This is a genomic window from Saccharothrix carnea, assembly GCF_003014735.1.
Taxonomy (GTDB): Bacteria; Actinomycetota; Actinomycetes; order Mycobacteriales; family Pseudonocardiaceae; genus Actinosynnema; species Actinosynnema carneum.
In genome coordinates, this window is the sequence record NZ_PYAX01000002.1 from 111,176 (window position 1) to 127,853 (window position 16,678).

At 67.8% G+C, this 16,678-nt stretch carries 7 protein-coding genes; 2 read left to right on the top strand and 5 right to left on the bottom strand.

Annotated features, from left to right (window positions below):
* Nucleotides 1-247 precede the first annotated feature (247 nt).
* Complete coding sequence (locus tag B0I31_RS04810) at nucleotides 248-4,885, top strand: LamG-like jellyroll fold domain-containing protein (protein WP_146173728.1); 4,638 nt, start codon at nucleotides 248-250, stop codon at nucleotides 4,883-4,885.
* On the top strand, nucleotides 4,882-10,662 hold the full coding sequence (locus B0I31_RS04815) for an RHS repeat-associated core domain-containing protein (protein WP_106614111.1): 5,781 nt from the start codon (nucleotides 4,882-4,884) through the stop codon (nucleotides 10,660-10,662). Before B0I31_RS04810 ends, B0I31_RS04815 begins: the two co-directional genes overlap by 4 nt.
* A 535-nt stretch (nucleotides 10,663-11,197) precedes the next feature.
* On the opposite strand, the gene B0I31_RS39895 is transcribed toward B0I31_RS04815, so the two are convergent.
* The 5 genes from B0I31_RS39895 to B0I31_RS04845 all read right to left on the bottom strand — a co-directional run bounded on the left by B0I31_RS39895 (nucleotide 11,198) and on the right by B0I31_RS04845 (nucleotide 16,295).
* Nucleotides 11,198-12,211 (bottom strand): hypothetical protein, encoded by a 1,014-nt coding sequence (locus B0I31_RS39895; protein ID WP_146173729.1) that lies wholly within the window; start codon nucleotides 12,209-12,211, stop codon nucleotides 11,198-11,200.
* Complete coding sequence (locus tag B0I31_RS39900) at nucleotides 12,208-12,579, bottom strand: hypothetical protein (protein WP_146173730.1); 372 nt, start codon at nucleotides 12,577-12,579, stop codon at nucleotides 12,208-12,210. Before B0I31_RS39900 ends, B0I31_RS39895 begins: the two co-directional genes overlap by 4 nt.
* Before the next feature lie 79 nt (nucleotides 12,580-12,658).
* The gene (locus B0I31_RS04835) at nucleotides 12,659-14,605 is read right to left on the bottom strand and encodes a DUF3732 domain-containing protein (RefSeq protein ID WP_106614114.1); all 1,947 of its coding nucleotides are present in this window, start codon (nucleotides 14,603-14,605) and stop codon (nucleotides 12,659-12,661) included.
* Entirely contained in the window at nucleotides 14,602-15,090 is a 489-nt protein-coding gene (locus B0I31_RS04840) for a three component ABC system middle component (RefSeq protein ID WP_106614115.1), read from the bottom strand. Before B0I31_RS04840 ends, B0I31_RS04835 begins: the two co-directional genes overlap by 4 nt.
* Nucleotides 15,087-16,295, bottom strand: coding sequence for an ABC-three component system protein (locus tag B0I31_RS04845; RefSeq protein WP_146173731.1), 1,209 nt, complete (start codon nucleotides 16,293-16,295; stop codon nucleotides 15,087-15,089). The genes B0I31_RS04840 and B0I31_RS04845 overlap by 4 nt, the downstream gene beginning before the upstream one ends.
* Between the last annotated feature and the right edge of the window lie 383 nt (nucleotides 16,296-16,678).

Consider the following 16,678-nt stretch of genomic DNA (forward strand, 5'->3'; position numbering starts at 1 on the left):
CGCGACGTGCTGCCCGTGATCGATGCTAGTACCCGCTGGGCCGGCGGAGTGCTGACATTTGTCCAAGCGATCGCCAGGTAATCCCGTTAGCGTCTCGTCGTGAAGGGGTGTCAAGAGCCGCCGGACGCGAGAAGCGCCGCGGAATCGTGACCGGGTAGGTCGGGGAGACGTCAGAGACCGGGGGGCTTCAGTCATGGTGCGCCAATGGCGGGCGCGTGGATTCAGCGCGCGCCTTTTCCTGTTGCTTGTGTCCGTTTTCCTCGCGATGTCGTCCGCGTCGTCCGAGGCGTGGGCGGTGAGCGGCGGAGAGGGCGGTGCGGAACGACATCCGGTGGCTGTTCGGCAGGCTCCGGACGAATCGGCGGCCGCCGTGGCCGCGGCACGTCAGGGCACCAGGGTCGAGGTGGTGGATCAGCGGACCGCGACCTCGACCGTGTACGCCGAACCGGATGGCACCCGTACCACGGAGCTGGCCGCGACTCCGATGAGGTTCCAGCGCGAGCAGGCCTGGGTGCCGTTGGACCGGACGCTGGCGGTGCGCGCGGACGGGTCGGTGGCGTCCAAGGCGGTCGCCGAGGACGTGGTCCTGTCCGGTGGCGGTTCCAAGCCGTTGATCACGATCGTTGCCGGTGCCAACGAGTTGGCGCTGTACTGGCCCACTGCGCTGCCGGAACCGGTGTTGTCGGGAACCGCCGCGACCTACGCCGAGGTCCTGCCGGGGATCGACCTGGTGATGCGCGTGGAGTCGGGCGGGTACCAGCAGTTGCTGGTGGTGAAGACCGCCGAGGCCGCGAAGAACCCGGCGTTGGCCCGCGTGCGGTTGCGGGTGGCGGTCAAGGGGCTGCGCGTCACGGCGGACGACTCCGGTGCGTTGAAGGCGGTAGACGAGAAGGGCGCGACCGTGCTCAGCTCGGCGCCCTCGACGATGTGGGACTCGAAGGGTCGAGTCGAGAACGTCGGCGTCGAGGTCGCCGGGGACGTGCTGACGCTGGTTCCGGACCGGGCGTTCCTGGCCGACGAGTCGACCGCGTACCCGGTCACCGTGGATCCGGCCTACTTCCCCCACGCGCACAACTACTGGGCGACGGTGCTGTCCGGGGACCGCTTCCGCGACCAGGCGTACAACAGGAGGAGCGCCGACGCCACTCATCCCGACTGGGCCCAGGTCGGGCAGTGCTGGAACGGACGCGGCGAGTGCAACGGCATCGGTGAGGCCCGCGCTTACTTCTCGTTCCACGACACCGGCCTGCTCAGCGGCAAGGACATCCTCGAGGCGAAGTTCTACAGCACGGTGATGTACAGCCCGAACTGCGAGATCCGCAACCACCAGCTGCGGCTGGTCCACCACGCCATCGGCGACGGCACGACCTGGAACAACAAACCGGAGAACCCGAACCAGCGGATCGAGTTCGCCGCCCCGAACTCCTGCAACGGTGCGCACGGGGTCGAGCTGGACATCCGCGGAATGCTGAACGTGGGCGGTGCGTCCACGTACTACCTGCACGCCTCGGACCCCAACGACCAGACCGCGTGGCGGAAGTACGCGTCGGCCGAGACGCGGATCGTGATCAAGTGGAACCGCGTCCCCGATCTGCCCCAAGACCTGCGCACCGATCCGCCGCTACCGCAGCCGTGCCAGTGGTGCGCAGGGATCCCGCACATCTCCAACCAGGACATCCGCCTGATCGCCACGCTGTCGGACCCCGACCACGAGCGCGTCAGGCCCAAGTGGCGGATCCGTCCGGAAGGACGGGCCGAAGAGACCTCGGACGGCGACTGGGTTCCGTCCGGTGTCCCGGTGAGCCGTGCTGTTCCGCTCGCCGACAAGGACGGGCTGCGGATCAACTGGTGGCTGCACGCCGAGGACGACACCCCGGCGTCGAGCGGCGCGAGCCACGGCCCGGTGTTCGCGGTCGACCGGACACCCGTGACGGTCGCGCCGACCGTGGAGTCCAGGATCCACACCCAGGACAACAACTGGCACGGTGGTGTCGGGGTGTCGGACGTCTTCACCTTCGGCAGCAACGGTGTCGGCGACATCGACCACTACCTGCACGGGTGGCAGGACCCGCCGACGACACGGGCCGATGCCACCGCGCTGGGCGGCCCGGCCTTCGCGACAATCGCCCCGTCCGCCGACGGTCCGCAGACGTTGTTCGTGCAAAGCGTCGACCGGGCCGGGAACAAGAGCCCCGCGCGGACCCACGGGGTCTACGTGCGTGCCGGTGACGGAGCGCTCGGCCAGTGGTCGTTCGAGGGCAATGCCAAGGACAACGCGTACCTGGGCGACCGGCACGGGGAACTGAGCGGTGGTGCCTCCTACACGTCGGGCGCGGTCGGCACCGCGTTGTTGTTGGACGGCGCCAACGGAAGTGCCATGACCGCCCGAAACGTGACGCGCACGGACACCAGCTTCTCGGTGTCCGCATGGGCCCGCCCGGACGTGATGCCCGATCGCCCCATGGGCGTCGTCAGCCAGGACAACGACCAGACCGGTTACAGCGGCTGGTTGCTGCACTACCGGGACGACGGCCAAGGCCCGAAGTGGGCGTTCTGGCTTCCCGGCGGGGACACCGCGAATCCCGGGGCCGGAGTCGTCACCGAGGGCTCGGCACCGGCACACCAGCCGCAACAAGGCCGATGGACCCACCTGACCGGGGTGTTCGACCGCAACGCCGCCGAAACCAGGCTGTACGCGGACGGTGTGCTGATCGGGAAGAAGACCACGCCGCCGGGATGGGTTCCGTGGCAGTCCGGCGGCCGGGTGGCGGTCGGCAGGCTCCAGTGGGCCGGCAGCCAGTCGCACCCGTGGTCCGGTGCGATCGACGAGGTGCAGGTCTTCGACCGGGCGCTGTCCGATGCCGAGGTCAGCGCCAAGGTGAGTCGGGACGACGTCCGCACCGGGCACCTGAAGTTCGACGACGAGCCCGCGCCGGGCGGTCAATCGAACACCAAGGCACGCAACGAGGTCGCGGGAGCGAGCGACGGCGCACTCGTCAACGGTGCGACCTTCGTGGACAACGGAGATCTCGGTCGTGCGGTGCGGTTCGACGGCACCGACGACCAGGTGGTGACCGGTGGCCCGGCGGTGCGCACCGACCGGAGCTTCTCGATCTCCGCCTGGGTGAAGGCGGACCGGTTCGTCGCCGCCGGCAGGTCGATGACCGCGGTGAGCCAGGACGGCGCCTTCACCAGCGGCTACTACCTGCAGTACCACGGCGACAGCCAGAAGTGGGTCTTCCTGAAGTTCTCCGCCGACATCGCCGACGGCCCCACGTTGAGGTGGCACGGCGTCAGTGCGAAACAGACACCCGTCGTCAACGACTGGGTGCACCTGACCGGTGTCTACGACGGGTCGACCAAGGAGATGCGGATCTACGTCAACGGTGAGCCGGGCAATGACGAGCGCTTCCTCTACCCGGGCACCGAGTGGAACGCCACGGGCCGGGCGGTGGTCGGCCGGGGCAAGTTCAACGGCGCCGAGGCCGACTTCTGGCCGGGCGCGGTCGACGAGGTCCGAACCTACAGCCGGGTGCTGTCGGCCGACGACATCAAGGGCGTGGTCAGCCAGAGCCGGGTGTCGGCGGGTTCGTGGCGGCTGGACGGGAACCTGAACGACTCCTCGGGCCGTGGCCTCACGGGCACGTGGAACGGGACGGCGGCGTACACCGAAGGGCAGAGCGAGAACTCCGACTCGGCCGACCAGGCGTTGCGGCTCACCGGGACCAACGGTGTCGAGGCGCCGAACGCGGTCAACCCGCTGGAGAGCTACTCGGTGTCCGCGTGGGTCCGGCCGGACGCGGGCAGGGATTGCACCTGCACGATCGTGTCGCAAGCCTTTGACACCGTCCCGGCGTTCTCGCTGTCCGCGAACCGGGACGGCAAGTGGCAGCTGTCCGCCGCCGATGCGTCCGCCGTCGCTGGCGACGTGCAGCCCGGCGTGTGGACGCAGGTCACCGGTGTCCACAACAAGCAGCGGCAGCAGCTCGAACTCCACGTCAACGGCGCGCTGGTCGCCACGGCGAAACTCACCCTGCCTCAGCACAACGACGGCAAGTTGCAAGTCGGCCAGGCCAAGTCGCGAGGGACGGCTCGCGACAGGTTCGTCGGCGCGATCGACGACGTGCAAATGCACAGCCGTGCGTTGTTCGCCGACGAGATCCGCGTGATGGCGGGGCGCGACCTGGCCCTCGTGCACAACTGGAAGCTGAACGACAACCCAGCCGACTCGATCGGCGCCCAGGGCGGCGCGTTGCTCGGAGGGGCCGGCTACGGTCCTGGCCGCGCGGGCCGGTCGATCCGGCTGGACGGCACGGATGACGCGGTCAGCGCGACCGGCGTCGACCTGCGCACCGATCAGAGTTTCACGGTGTCCTCGTGGGTGAACCTGACCAGGCCCGGCCCTTGTGAGTCGGAGTGCACCCGTGACGCGGTCAGCCTGTCCGGCGCCCGGGACGGCAAGGCGCCGGTGAAGTTCCGCCTCGGTCACCGGATCGACCAGGACCAGGCGCAGGGCAGCGGCAAGTGGATCTTCGAGTTGCCCGAGGCGAACGGGACCGTCACCAAAGCCGCGGTCTCGGTGCGGCCGAGCCAGTTCGACAACTGGGTGCTGCTCGTCGGCGTGTACGACGCGGGCTCGGGACAGATCGACTTGTACGTCCACAGCGACGATCCGCTGAGTGAGCCCGACCAGGACACCGGCAGGCTGATCCAGCCCTGGCAGGGCGAGGGCGCGTTGCAGATCGGGCGGGCGGTGGCCGCTCCCGACGCGACGGCGTCCGGGTTCTGGCCGGGCGGCGTGGACGATGTCCGGCTCTACACCGGGACACTGTCCACCGAGCGGCTCAAGGCACTCCGCGACTCCTACCCGGCGGTGACTTCATGAGACGACAGTGGACCTTCCGCGGCTTGGTGATCGCCCTGGTCGCACCGCTGGTGACCGTGACGGTCACCTCGTCCGCCGCCCAGGCCGCGAGCGGACCGTCTGTCCCGCTGCCGGAGACCGGCTCGGTGGCGGTCAGCGAGCAGACCCGCGTTCCGCGCGGCGAGGACGAGGCCTCACGCCGGTCGCTGAGCGGTGACCAGCAGGAAGTCGGGCAAACCGCCGGTTCCGGGAAGCCGACCGCAACGTCCCTGTCACCCTCGTCGACCTGGGACGTCTCGCTGAACACCGGTGACTTCACCTGGTCGTACCCGCTGAGGGTGCCACCGGCACCAGGTGGGCTGGAACCGTCGCTGGCCCTGTCATACCGGTCGTCCGCCGTGGACGGGCACACCAGTGAGACCAACAACCAGCCGTCGTGGATCGGGGACGGCTGGGACCTGTGGCCGGGGTACATCGAGCGCACCTACGGGACCTGCGCCGACGACGACTCGAAGACCGGCGACCTGTGCTGGCGCAGCGACAACGCCACAGCCGCGTACGACGGAGGCGGCGGAACGCTGATCCACAACGGTACGTCGTGGCGCGCGAAGAGTGACGACGGCTCGCGCATCGAGCGGTTCACCGGCCTGGGCAACGGTGACGACAACGGTGAGCACTGGCGCATCACAGCGACCGACGGCACCCAGTACTGGTTCGGGTCCGCGACCGATGCCCACTCGACCTGGACCGTTCCGGTGTACGGCGACGACGCGGGGGAGCCGTGCAACCGGCCCGGCTCGTTCGGTTCCTCGCACTGCGTGCAGGCCTGGCGGTGGAACCTGGACAAGATCGTCGACCGCAACGGCAACGTGATCCGGTACTACTACACGACCGAGACGAACTCCTACGGGATGAACGAGAAGGACAGCGCGGTGTCCTACGTCCGCGGTGGCTCGTTGCACCACATCGACTACGGGCTCCACGAGTCGGTCGCGGGCCCGGCGACCGGGCGCGTCGACTTCACCCTCGCCGACCGGTGCGTCCGCGACAGCGACTGTGCGCCGGCCCAGCGCCGGAACTGGCCGGATACGCCGCTGAAGCTGTCCTGCACCGGGGCGACCTGCACCGAGCACTCACCGACGTTCTGGACCACGAAACGGCTGGCGGGTGTCACCACGACGGTCTGGCGCGATTCGTCCTACGAGCCGGTCGACCGCTGGACGCTCGACCAGCAGTTCCCCGGCACCGGGGACATCGGCACCGAGCAGCGCGAATCCGCGGCGCTCTGGCTGAAGGGCATCACGCACACCGGTCTGGTCGCCGGTTCGGCGGACCTGCCACCGGTCACCTTCGAAGGGACGTTGTACCCCAACCGCGTCGACGGGGACAACGACGGCTACGCGCCGCTGAACCGCTACCGGATCACCGGCATCATCTCCGAAACCGGTGGGGTCACCTCGATCGACTACCAAGCACCGGACTGCAAGGCAGGTCAGTCGATGCCCGCCGCCCCGGAGGCCAACACGATGCGGTGCTACCCGGTCCGCTGGGCACCGCCGGGCCACGAACCGCGCACCGACTACTTCCACAAGTACGTGGTGTCATCGGTGATCCGAACCGACATGCTGGCGAGCAGCGCGGCACACGTGACCCGGTACGAGTACCTGGACGGCGCGGCGTGGCACTGGAACATGTCCGAGTTCACGAAGGACGACAAGAAGACCTGGAACGACTTCCGCGGCTTCGGACGCGTCAGGACCCGCACCGGATCGGTCGACGATCCCGGCGGCAGCCCCCGGACCATGTCCGAGCAACGCTTCTACCGCGGCATGCACAACGACCGGCTGCCCAACGGCGGCAGGCGATCGGTGCGGGTGTCCGACTCGGTGAACGACGGCCAGAGCGCCCGGGACGACCACGACTGGTTGAGCGGCTTCGCTTTCGAGAACACGACGTTCGAGAGCGAAGCGCCGTCGACGGCGCCCGCACCACCGGTGGTGAGCAGGACGGTCAGCCACCCGATGTGGAAGGGGCCCACGGCCAGCCGCGGCGAGTTCCACGCGTACATGGTGCGCCCCGAGGTCGAACGCCGGCTCGTCACCCTGAAGTCGGGTGGGTTCCGCGAGACCAGGACCGTGACCCGGTACGACGACGACGTCGCCCACGGCTTGCCGACCACCGTGGACGACTTCGGCGACGTCACCACGGCAGAGGATGACCGTTGCGTGCGGAACACGTACGCGCCCGACACCACGACGTGGCAGCTCGACCTCCGCAGCCGGGTCGAGACGGTGTCCGTCAACTGCGGAACCACCCCCACCTTCCCCCGCGATGCCGTCTCAGACCTCAAGCTCTCCTACGACAGCAGGGGGAACCCGGCCCGGGTGGACGTCGCCGGCGAACGCCCGGCGGCCGGGCCGGTGTACGTCACCACCAAGACCGTGCTGAGCGACAAGCACGGCCGGACTGTCGAGACCACCGACGCGCTGGGCAACGTGGACAGGAGCGCCTACGCACCAGCCGAAGGCGGGCCGGTCACCGAGGTGACCCACACCGGGCCGACCGGGCTCGTCACGAGAACCGCGTACGAGCCCGCGTCGGGCAAGCCCGTCAAGGTCACGGATTCCAACAACAGGGTGACGGAAACCGCATACGACCCGTTGGGGCGCACGACCCAGGTGTGGCTGCCCAACCGGCCCAGGTCGTCCAACCCCGAGGGCAGCGTGAAGTTCGGCTACCGGATCGCGCGGGACAAGCCCGTGGTGGTCACCACCGGCAAGGTGGGACCGAACGGCGTCTTCGTCACCAGCAACGAGGTCTACGACGGGCTCCTGCGACCCCGGCAGACCCAGAAACCGGGAGTGGGGATCCGCCGCGAGCCGGGCCGACCCGAAGTCCCGACGGACGACGGGCGGCTGATCACCGACACCAGGTACGACTCGCACGGCCGGGTGTACAAGGAGACGCAACCGTACTTCAACGCCGGTGCCGTGGACACCACCCTGTGGCTCGCGGCTGACGCCGAGGTGCCCGGACTGACCAGGACCAGGTACGACGGTGCCGGGCGGGAGACGGAGTCGATCCACCAGTCCGGCGCGTTCGACCGGTGGAGGAAGCTCACGAGTTACGACGGTGACCGGGTGCACGTCACGCCACCGGCAGGCGGCACAGCGACCACCGCGATCACCGACGCCCTCGGTCGGACCACAGAGCTGCGGACGTACCGCGGTGGTGAACCCGAAGGGGACTTCGACGCTACCCGGTACGAGTACACGAAGGCCGGTGACCTCGCCGAGGTGACGGCCCCGGACGGAGCCGTCTGGCGTTACGAGCACGACCTGCGTCGACGTCAGGTCCGGGCGGAGGATCCGGATTCGGGTACGCGGACGATGACCTACGACGACGCCGGTCGGCTGACCTCGACCAAGGACGCGCTCAACAGGGTGCTCTTCCACGTGCACGACGCCCTCGGCCGCAAGACCGCGCTGCACGAGGACTCCCGGACGGGCAAGAAGCTCGCGGAGTGGACGTACGACACCGCCAACTCCGGCAAGGGGTTGCCGGCGTCGACCACCAGGTACGTGGACGGAAACGCCTACACGACGGCCGTGGACAGCTACACGGCCTTGAACAAGCCGCTGTACGCGTCGATCACCATCCCCTCCTCCGAAGGTGCGCTCGCCGGGAAGTACGACTTCAACTTCCAGTACGGCAGGGACGGCAGCCTCACCAACGAGACCTACCCGAGAGTCGTGGCGGCACAGGTCGGCGAGCAGACGGTCACCTACAGCCTCGACGACTGGGGCAGGGCGAGTTCGACGAGGACCGGTGCGGGCGCCCTGCTGGTCGCCGGCACGACCTACACCCGTTACGGCGAGGTCCAGCGCATCGAACAGGGCGCGGGCGGTACGCGGGCGTGGCAGTCGTTCTACTACGAGACGAACACCAGGCGGCACAGCCGAACCGTCGTGGACGCGGAACTGCCGAAGCCGATGCAGTCCGACGTGCACTACACCTACGACGACGCGGGCAACATCACCTCGATGGCCGACCTGACCAGGGACGCGCCGGCGGACGTGCAGTGCTTCCGCTACGACTCCCTACGCCGGTTGACCGAGGCGTGGACCGCGGCGACGACCGACTGGTGGGAAGGGGACGGCGCGCGCAACGGAGGCTGTACCGCCGAGCCGGTCGTGGCCGATGGCGCTGCGCCGTACTGGCACTCCTATCGGCACGGCGTCGGCGGCAACAGAGTGGAGGAGTCCCGGCGCACGCGAACCACAACGGACAAGCGCACGTACAACTACCCCGACGCGAACCAGCCACAGCCGCACACCGTCCGATCGGTGACCAGCGCGACCGCGACTGAGACCTACGAGTACAACGCGGCAGGGGAGACCACGCGCCGCACGAAGGCCGGCGTCGGCCAGCTGCTCGGCTGGGACCGGGAAGGGCGCCTCGCCTCGGTGACCGAAAACGGCAAGAGCACGTCGTTCATCTACACGGCCGACGGTGCGCGGTTGCTGCGCAAGGACCCGTCCGCGACCACCCTGTACCTCGGCAAGCAGGAGATCCGACATCCTGGGGACGGGTCCAAGCCTACCGTCACCCGGTACTACACCCATGGTGCGGCGACCATCGCCATGCACGACGGCACCACCCTGCTGTACCTGGGCGCAGACCACCACGGCACCGCACAGGTCGCGATGGACACCGCCAACCTGTCGGTGACGCGGCGACGCCAGACACCTTATGGCGCCCCCCGTGGCACAGCGGTCTCGTGGCCGGGAGAGCGCGGCTTCGTCGGCGGGACGAAGGATCCCTCGACGGGGCTGACCCACATCGGGGCCCGCGGGTACGACGCCGACCTGGGCAGGTTCCTGTCCGTCGACCCGGTGATGAACCCGCAGGACTCGCAACAGATGAACGGATTCGCCTACAGCAACAACAACCCCACCACCTTCTCCGATCCCACCGGTTTGTGGTGCGACGGCTGCGACACGCCGGACAACCCCGACTCGTGCTACGGCAACAACCCGGGTCCGCAATGCGCCGGTGGACCGGTGGACCACAAGCCCGGTGGCCGCCATGGCCCTCCTGCCGCCGGCAACAACGGTGGCGGCGGCAACAGCGGGGGAGGCGGCAGCACAAGCCGCTCGGGCTGCGGTGGACGTGGCGGCTGCGGGAAGAGCAGCGCGACGCCACCCAGGCATTGTCCGCCGCCGAGGACAGCCGCCGACTGCGCCAGGGTCGCCAAGACCCTCGGATCCGGGTGGGCGTCGGCGGCACTCCTGGCCAAGCAGAACCCGCCCAAGCTGAAGGGCAAGGTCCCCACCACCTGGGTCTGCGGTGGAGTGCTGGCCGCATTGGTGCTCGCCGCGGGCCTTGAGGCGTGCGTCGGCCACAACGAGTACGGGACGATGTGGTCCACCACGGGGAAGTTGGGCATGGGTGCCGGCGTTTCCTACGGCCTTTCCTTCAAGGTGAGCCTGGAGGATCCGCCGGGCTCCCCGACCGGAGGCGGTCCCGCCGCCGAGTCGGACAACTGGTTCGCCACCCTGGGGCCGGTGGACGTCGACGGGAGTTCGATCTCGAGCAGCGTCGCCGATGGGCCGGAATTCAGAGGGCAGAAGAACCTGCACGCGCGGATCCCGCTGGTCGTGGCGGGCGGGGTGAGCAAATCACTGTCCGGATACATCTCCGTGACGCCTTCCATCTGGGCGCAGGTCGATCCGGACCAGGTCCTGCACGACTTCCGGACTTCCGAGGCGGACCTGATCAAGGAGTTCGGCGGCTGACCGGACTTCCGCACCGAGGCTGCTGAGCTGCGGCGATCCTGCCCTTGCGTCTTCAGGCCAGGATCGCCAGGTGTGGCGTTGCAACTGCTCGGCGAGGTCGCGACGCGATTCGCTTGAGCAAATACGTTCGTGTCGTTTCGGCCGGATCGGGCTTAGCTTCGGGCGGTGGCGAACGAACTGACGATTCCGGCCCTGCCCTGTCCTTCCATCGACGAGATCGCGTCGTTCTACGAGATGCTCGGCTTCGAGGTGACCTATCGGCAGACGCGACCGAACCCGTACCTGGCGGTGCGGCGAGAAGACATCAACCTGCACTTCTTCGGCCTGGACGACTACGACCCGGCGCAGTCCTACAGCACGTGCATCGTCGTCGTGCCGGACATCCACGCGTTGTTCGAGGAGTTCGCGGCGGCCATGCGCAAGACGCACGGGAAGCTGCTCATCTCCGGCATCCCGCGGATGACCCGACCCCGGCTGCGCAACGACCGCTACACCGGATTCGTGGTCATCGACCTGGGTGGCAACTGGATCCGGATCACCAGGGAGCAGGCGGAACCCGAGGCCACGACCCGGTTGGCCAACCGATCTGGCCGTCGACACGGGCCGCAGGCAGTTGCACCGTGCCTTTGGCGTCGGATCCGGATGCGTTCAAGTCGCGGATGGCCATGCTCGTATCAACGTGGATGCCGTCGGCGATCAGGGCTGGACCAGAGGTGTTGACGACCTTTCCGCCGCTCCACTGGAGTTGTCCACCGACCCGTGCGTTCACGAGCCGCACCGTGCCGAGGTCACCCGAGCCTGCCGCCTGCACGTCAATGAGGCTCAGGTTGTTGCCGACGCGGATCGAGTCGGCCAGCACGGCGGGGCCCGTGGTGTTGATGGTTCTGGTGTCGGAGCATTCGAGTTGGCCGCCGATCCGTGCGTTGACCAGCCGGGCGGCACCGATTGTTCCTGCGCCCGAGGCGTGTGTCCGTCGCAGGAATACGTCGGCTTCGACATGGAGGCGGTCGGCGAGCACGGCCGCTCCACCTGTGTTGGTGATCTCGGCGTCGCTGAGGTCGAGTTGACCGCCGATATGGGCGAGGATGAGCCTGATCGTGCCCTTGTCGCCGTCCCAGCGGGCGCGGACCCGTTCGAGAATCAGCTCTCCGGTGATCCGTAGGCCGTCGGCGTGCAGGGCTGTGGTCCTGCTGCCGCGCAAGTTCAGGCGCGGCAGCACCGCGTACTCCGCGGTGATCGGTTCTGTGATCACACACCCGAGCAACTCGACACCGGCCGCAGCGGTGACGTGGTCCAGGTCGAGTCTGTCCACGATCCGCGCCCCGGACACGCGCACGCCGCGAGGGTCGAGCTCCCCATGACGCCCGAGGAGCAGGTCCCGAATCACATCGGCCCTGATCACGTGAGCGGGGTCGGTCATCTCGACGAGATCTTCGACGGTGAGCGCGCTGCACGCGTACTCGGCACCCTGCACGACGGCGGTGACAAGCAGGCGTTCCTGCGGAGTCGGATCCGGACACGCCAGTGCACCGTTATGGGAGATCGTCACGTTGTGTTCGCTGCTTGGGGTGGGATGGGAGTCTTGCGCGGACCTGGAGGAGGAAGCGTCATTCCGACGCCCTCCATCAACTCACGGGCGATGTCGACGAACTCCGGTACAGCGCTGCGTGCGCGCGCCATGAAGTCACTTTCGTGATCGTGAACCTGAGTGATCGCCAGATACAACGCCCTTGTTCCCACTTGGTGTTCGAGCGAGTTCAGACTGTTGAGTGCGTCGTCGACCAGGCGAGCCTCACGTGCGTCGACGGGCTTCGGCGCCTCCCGAAGTCGCGGTTGGTCGGGACTGTGCTTTCGTCGTTGATCGTCCAGGGATCTGATGGTGTGCTCCCCGGATCCGCTCTCGGAAGCGTTGGCCACGGTGACCTCCTGGTGGACGTTATGTTCATGGATGACCGGGTAGTGGTGGCAGGGGTGTTGTCTTGGCTTCCGTTGGCGATCACGCGTTGATCCAGTCATGCGGTACCAGTGCACCTTGGCCTTGTCGCCAGCGTTGTGTGACCGCGGTGCTGAAGACCTCGTGTTCGAGGTCGGCGTGTTCCATAACAATCACCTGGAAGGCACCGCCGAGGCTGGTGATGGTGTCGGCGATGACCTGGTAGGCGCGCAGCAGGGAGATCCTGTCGGACTCGCGTGCGGGTTCCAGCCCGGCGCCTTTGTAGTCGGCGGGGAAGTACACCTGTGAGGGTTGGTCGAGGATGAGCAGCCGCGGCACGGGTCGGTCGTGTTCGGTGAACCATTCGTGCAGGCTCAGCAGCGTGGCCAAGTGGTAGCCGAGCCAGTTCTCGCCGCCGCCCATCTCGTTGAGAGGCACGGGGCCGGCGGTGGTGTCGGCCACGACGCTGAGGCGGCGCAGGTCCAGACGCACGGGTACCTGGGAGTGTTCCAGTTGCAGCGCGCGGGCCTTGGCGGAGATCTTCTGGTTGATCAGCGAGAGGCTGCTGTTCACGCGATCGGCTTGGACGTCATCGCCGAGAGTGTTTTCCAGCTCTTCGATGCGTGCCTGCAGCTCATTGCGCTGGTCCGCGATACGCGGCGCGGCCGTGAATCGGCTGGTGGTTTCGAGGAAGAGGCTGATCCGGCCCTTGACCGAGGCGGCGCGGAGGGTGCTGTCGCGGAAGCGTGAGGCGACGCGAATGCCTGCTTCGAGGGCTTCGCGCTCGTCGCGGTTGGTGTTCAGCGCCAGGCGTAGTCCGCGCTGCGTTTCCTCCTCCTGAGCGATCAGCGCTTGGACTTGGGAGGTGTCGTCGTTGACGAACACCACGTTGGCGTCGAGGTGTTCGAGGTCGGCGCGCAGGGCGGAGACGGCCTCGTTGACGCTGGAGACGCCGTTGCCGCACACGGGGCACTGGTCGGTGGAGGTCTCGTCCTGGATGCGTAACAGGTTGAGCGAGGTGAGCCGCTCGTGCTGGTCCAGCGCGTGGGTAAGGAAGTCGCCACGTTCGTTCAGCGATTGCCTCAGGTCCGTCAGCCGTGCTCGTGAGCGCTGGTAGTCGGCGCGTAGTTGTTCTCGCTGTTGTTCGAGGCGTACGAGCGGGTCGTCGGTGTCCGCTGGCGTGTCGGGCACACCGGGAAGCGGGGCGCGTGTGGCGTCGGTGAGCAGTCGGAAGGCGTCCTCCAGCGTGAGGTCGTCCACCGGTTGTTGGGGGAGCAGTGATGTTTCGATCGCTTCCCTGACCAAGGCGCGTGCCTGTCCCGGTGCGGGTGCGGCGGCTTCCTGTTGGGCCAGGGCGCGTTCGTGGTTGCGCAGGTCGGCTCGTAGTTGGCGCAGTTGGGCGCGCAGAACGGCTTGCTCGGCGTCGACGGCGCCGAGGAAGTAGGGGAAGACGTCGCGGATGGCCTGGGTGTGGTGTTCGCGGCCTTGGGAATGGAAGAGCAGGTCGGGGTTGGCTACCTCGTTCTGGGCTTGGGCGCAGAAGAACAGGGCGTGCCGGATCGAGGGGGACATTGTGTTGCCCCTGGTGGTGGGCAGGCGCACCGTGCGGTTGATGCCGCAAAAGTCGGCGAGGATGCCGCGGGCCGCGTCCACGGGGAAAGTGAAGGACATCTCGTCGCGCCCGAGCGGCTCGGCACCCGGCTGTTGGAAGACCAGGCACAGCCTGGGTGCCGGTGTCGTGCCGCTGGACGGTGCAGGGCGGGCGACGAACAACTGTCGCTCGCCGCTAACGATTTGGATGGCGAACACGGCCACGTGGTCGCGCACGACGCCAGCCCCGACCGGGTAGTCGGTACTGGCCATGCAGTAGTCGGTGATGGTCCAGATCGAGGTCTTGCCGGTGCGGGAGTCACCGGTGACGATGTTGAGGGCGCCCAGTTCGAAGTCCAGTGTGCGCACCTGGCCGACCTGGTGGCCGTACACGGTCAGTGCTTTGATCTGCCACGTCACGGGCGTACTCCGAGCAGGGTGAGGGCTGTGGCGGTGGTGCCCGCGGTGGGCAGCCACCGGCCCAGCATGTGAGCGGCTTTCTGGATCGCGACGGTCTCCGGGGACGAGCCGGTGATGCTCGCGGGGATCGAGCGCCCGGTCAGACTCAACGCCGAGGACTCGAGTGTCAGCACCCCGGTCTGCAGCGCGAACAGCAATCCCGGGCGCACCACGTCGGTGAGCCCGGGGACGTTGGCGGCCATGTGGACCTTGACGGCCTCGTTGTCCTCGGCCCACTTGGTCATGCTGGCAGCGGTACTGCCCGGCAGCAGCTCGCGGACGGCCGGCTGGAAGGCCATGACGGCGGCCGTGACCACGATGGGCAACGGGCAGGCGGGGGTGTGTTTGACGGCGTGGCCTTGGACGACGCGGGCGCACACCAGGCCGGTGAACGCGGGGTTGAACAGCGCCCGCTCCTCCCTGCTCCAGGAGACGGCGGAGGTCATCGGCCCGCTGCCGGTTCCAGCAGGGCCATCAGCCTCGCCACGAAGTCGGGATGCCAGCCGACCTGCATGTCGTCGGCGAGCATGTGATAGGACCCCTTGGTGACGAACGGCTCGTCACAGCCCGGCCGGATCGCGAACCGGGCTTCCTGCTCCACCCAACGGTAGATCGCCTTCGCCTCGCGGAGCTTGTCCGCCTCGGCGGCCTGCTCGTCCAGCTCGTCGGACATGATGTCGAAGCGGGTCTCCCACTCTTCGACCAGGCGACGTTCGTACTTGCCCAACTCGCCCGGCCGCAGCAGGTTGTCGTTGGACCACCGTGACCGTTGGGTGAACGCCCGCAGGTAGTCCCGCACCGCCCGCCGAACACGATTATCGCTCACTCCCAGCAGGCGCAGCTGATGAACGAAGGTCTTGTCACCATGCTCCGAGCCGGTCGCGTCCATTTCGGCGATGTCGTCGGCGATGCGCAGGTTGCCGGGCCGGAACTCGTCACGGCGTTCGCTGAACACCTGGTCGAACTCCAGACCGGTCACCGGACCGGCCGACCGGTCGCGCAGTTGGGCCAGCACCCGTTGGAGGAACCACCCGTCCAGCCGCTGTACGAACCTCTCCGCGTGCTCGTGCCCCACGGCCAGATTGGCGAGGCCCGTCAGCTGCGCTGTCGTCTTCTCGATGTCGGGTCCGGCGTCGAGTACCTGCACTCGTGCGAGCAGGGTGCGCTTCTGCGGGAGGTCCAGGTTGTCCCATGCCTCGTAGGCTGCTTTGTTGGTTTTGCTCCTGGAGGTCGCGCGTGCCTGGTCGAGCAGTTCGAGAGCCGTCGTCTCGTCCCGGGCGCCGTCCGTGTCGGGCGGGCGCAGGTGATAGGCGGCACTACCCGGCGGGGCGTCCGCAGTCGTCAGCAGGAAGAAAGTCGGTGCGTCGGTGCTGTGATCGTGCTTGGTCCACTCCGTCGCCCAGATTCGCAGGCTCTTCCACAGGTCGGAGGCCGCGTCCGTGATCCGTGTACCGGGAGCGCGGTGCTTGAGCTGCCAGAAGTCACGGCCCTGCTCGTGGCTCAACTCGATGTCGTCACCGGCTTCCACGGCGACACTCCAGTCGGGCCCCGACCGTAGTTGCTCGACGCAGAACAAGAGGGCTTTACGCAGTTGAAAGAGATATCCGATGGCGGAGGCCGACGCCTCGAACAAATCGAGCTGTTCTCCCATGCGCCCTCCCGTGACCGACTCCCGGACGGAATCGTACGGTCTGGGCCGCGAAATGAAACGATCTTGACATAAGGGTGACCTGACTCGACTCGAACAGGTGAACGCATATCACTCGATCGGATGAGTAACGTTCAGTCGTGCTTTCCGATAGGGTTCCGTGCTCGTTACTGTGAGTCTTCTGTGTCCCTATCAGGGGGGCGGCCGGAGGAGTGCGGTGCCCTACTATCCCCGATATTCAATGACGAGCCGCTGGTATGCGCGGGCCCGACGCTCAGCACGTCGGCCGCGAGTCGCTCCCAGGCTTTCATTGCGGTCGGTTCCCGGGCCGGCGGACCTCCGCTGCGGGTGGGCGTTAGGGTGGGGCATGGCCTCTCCTGCTGCGT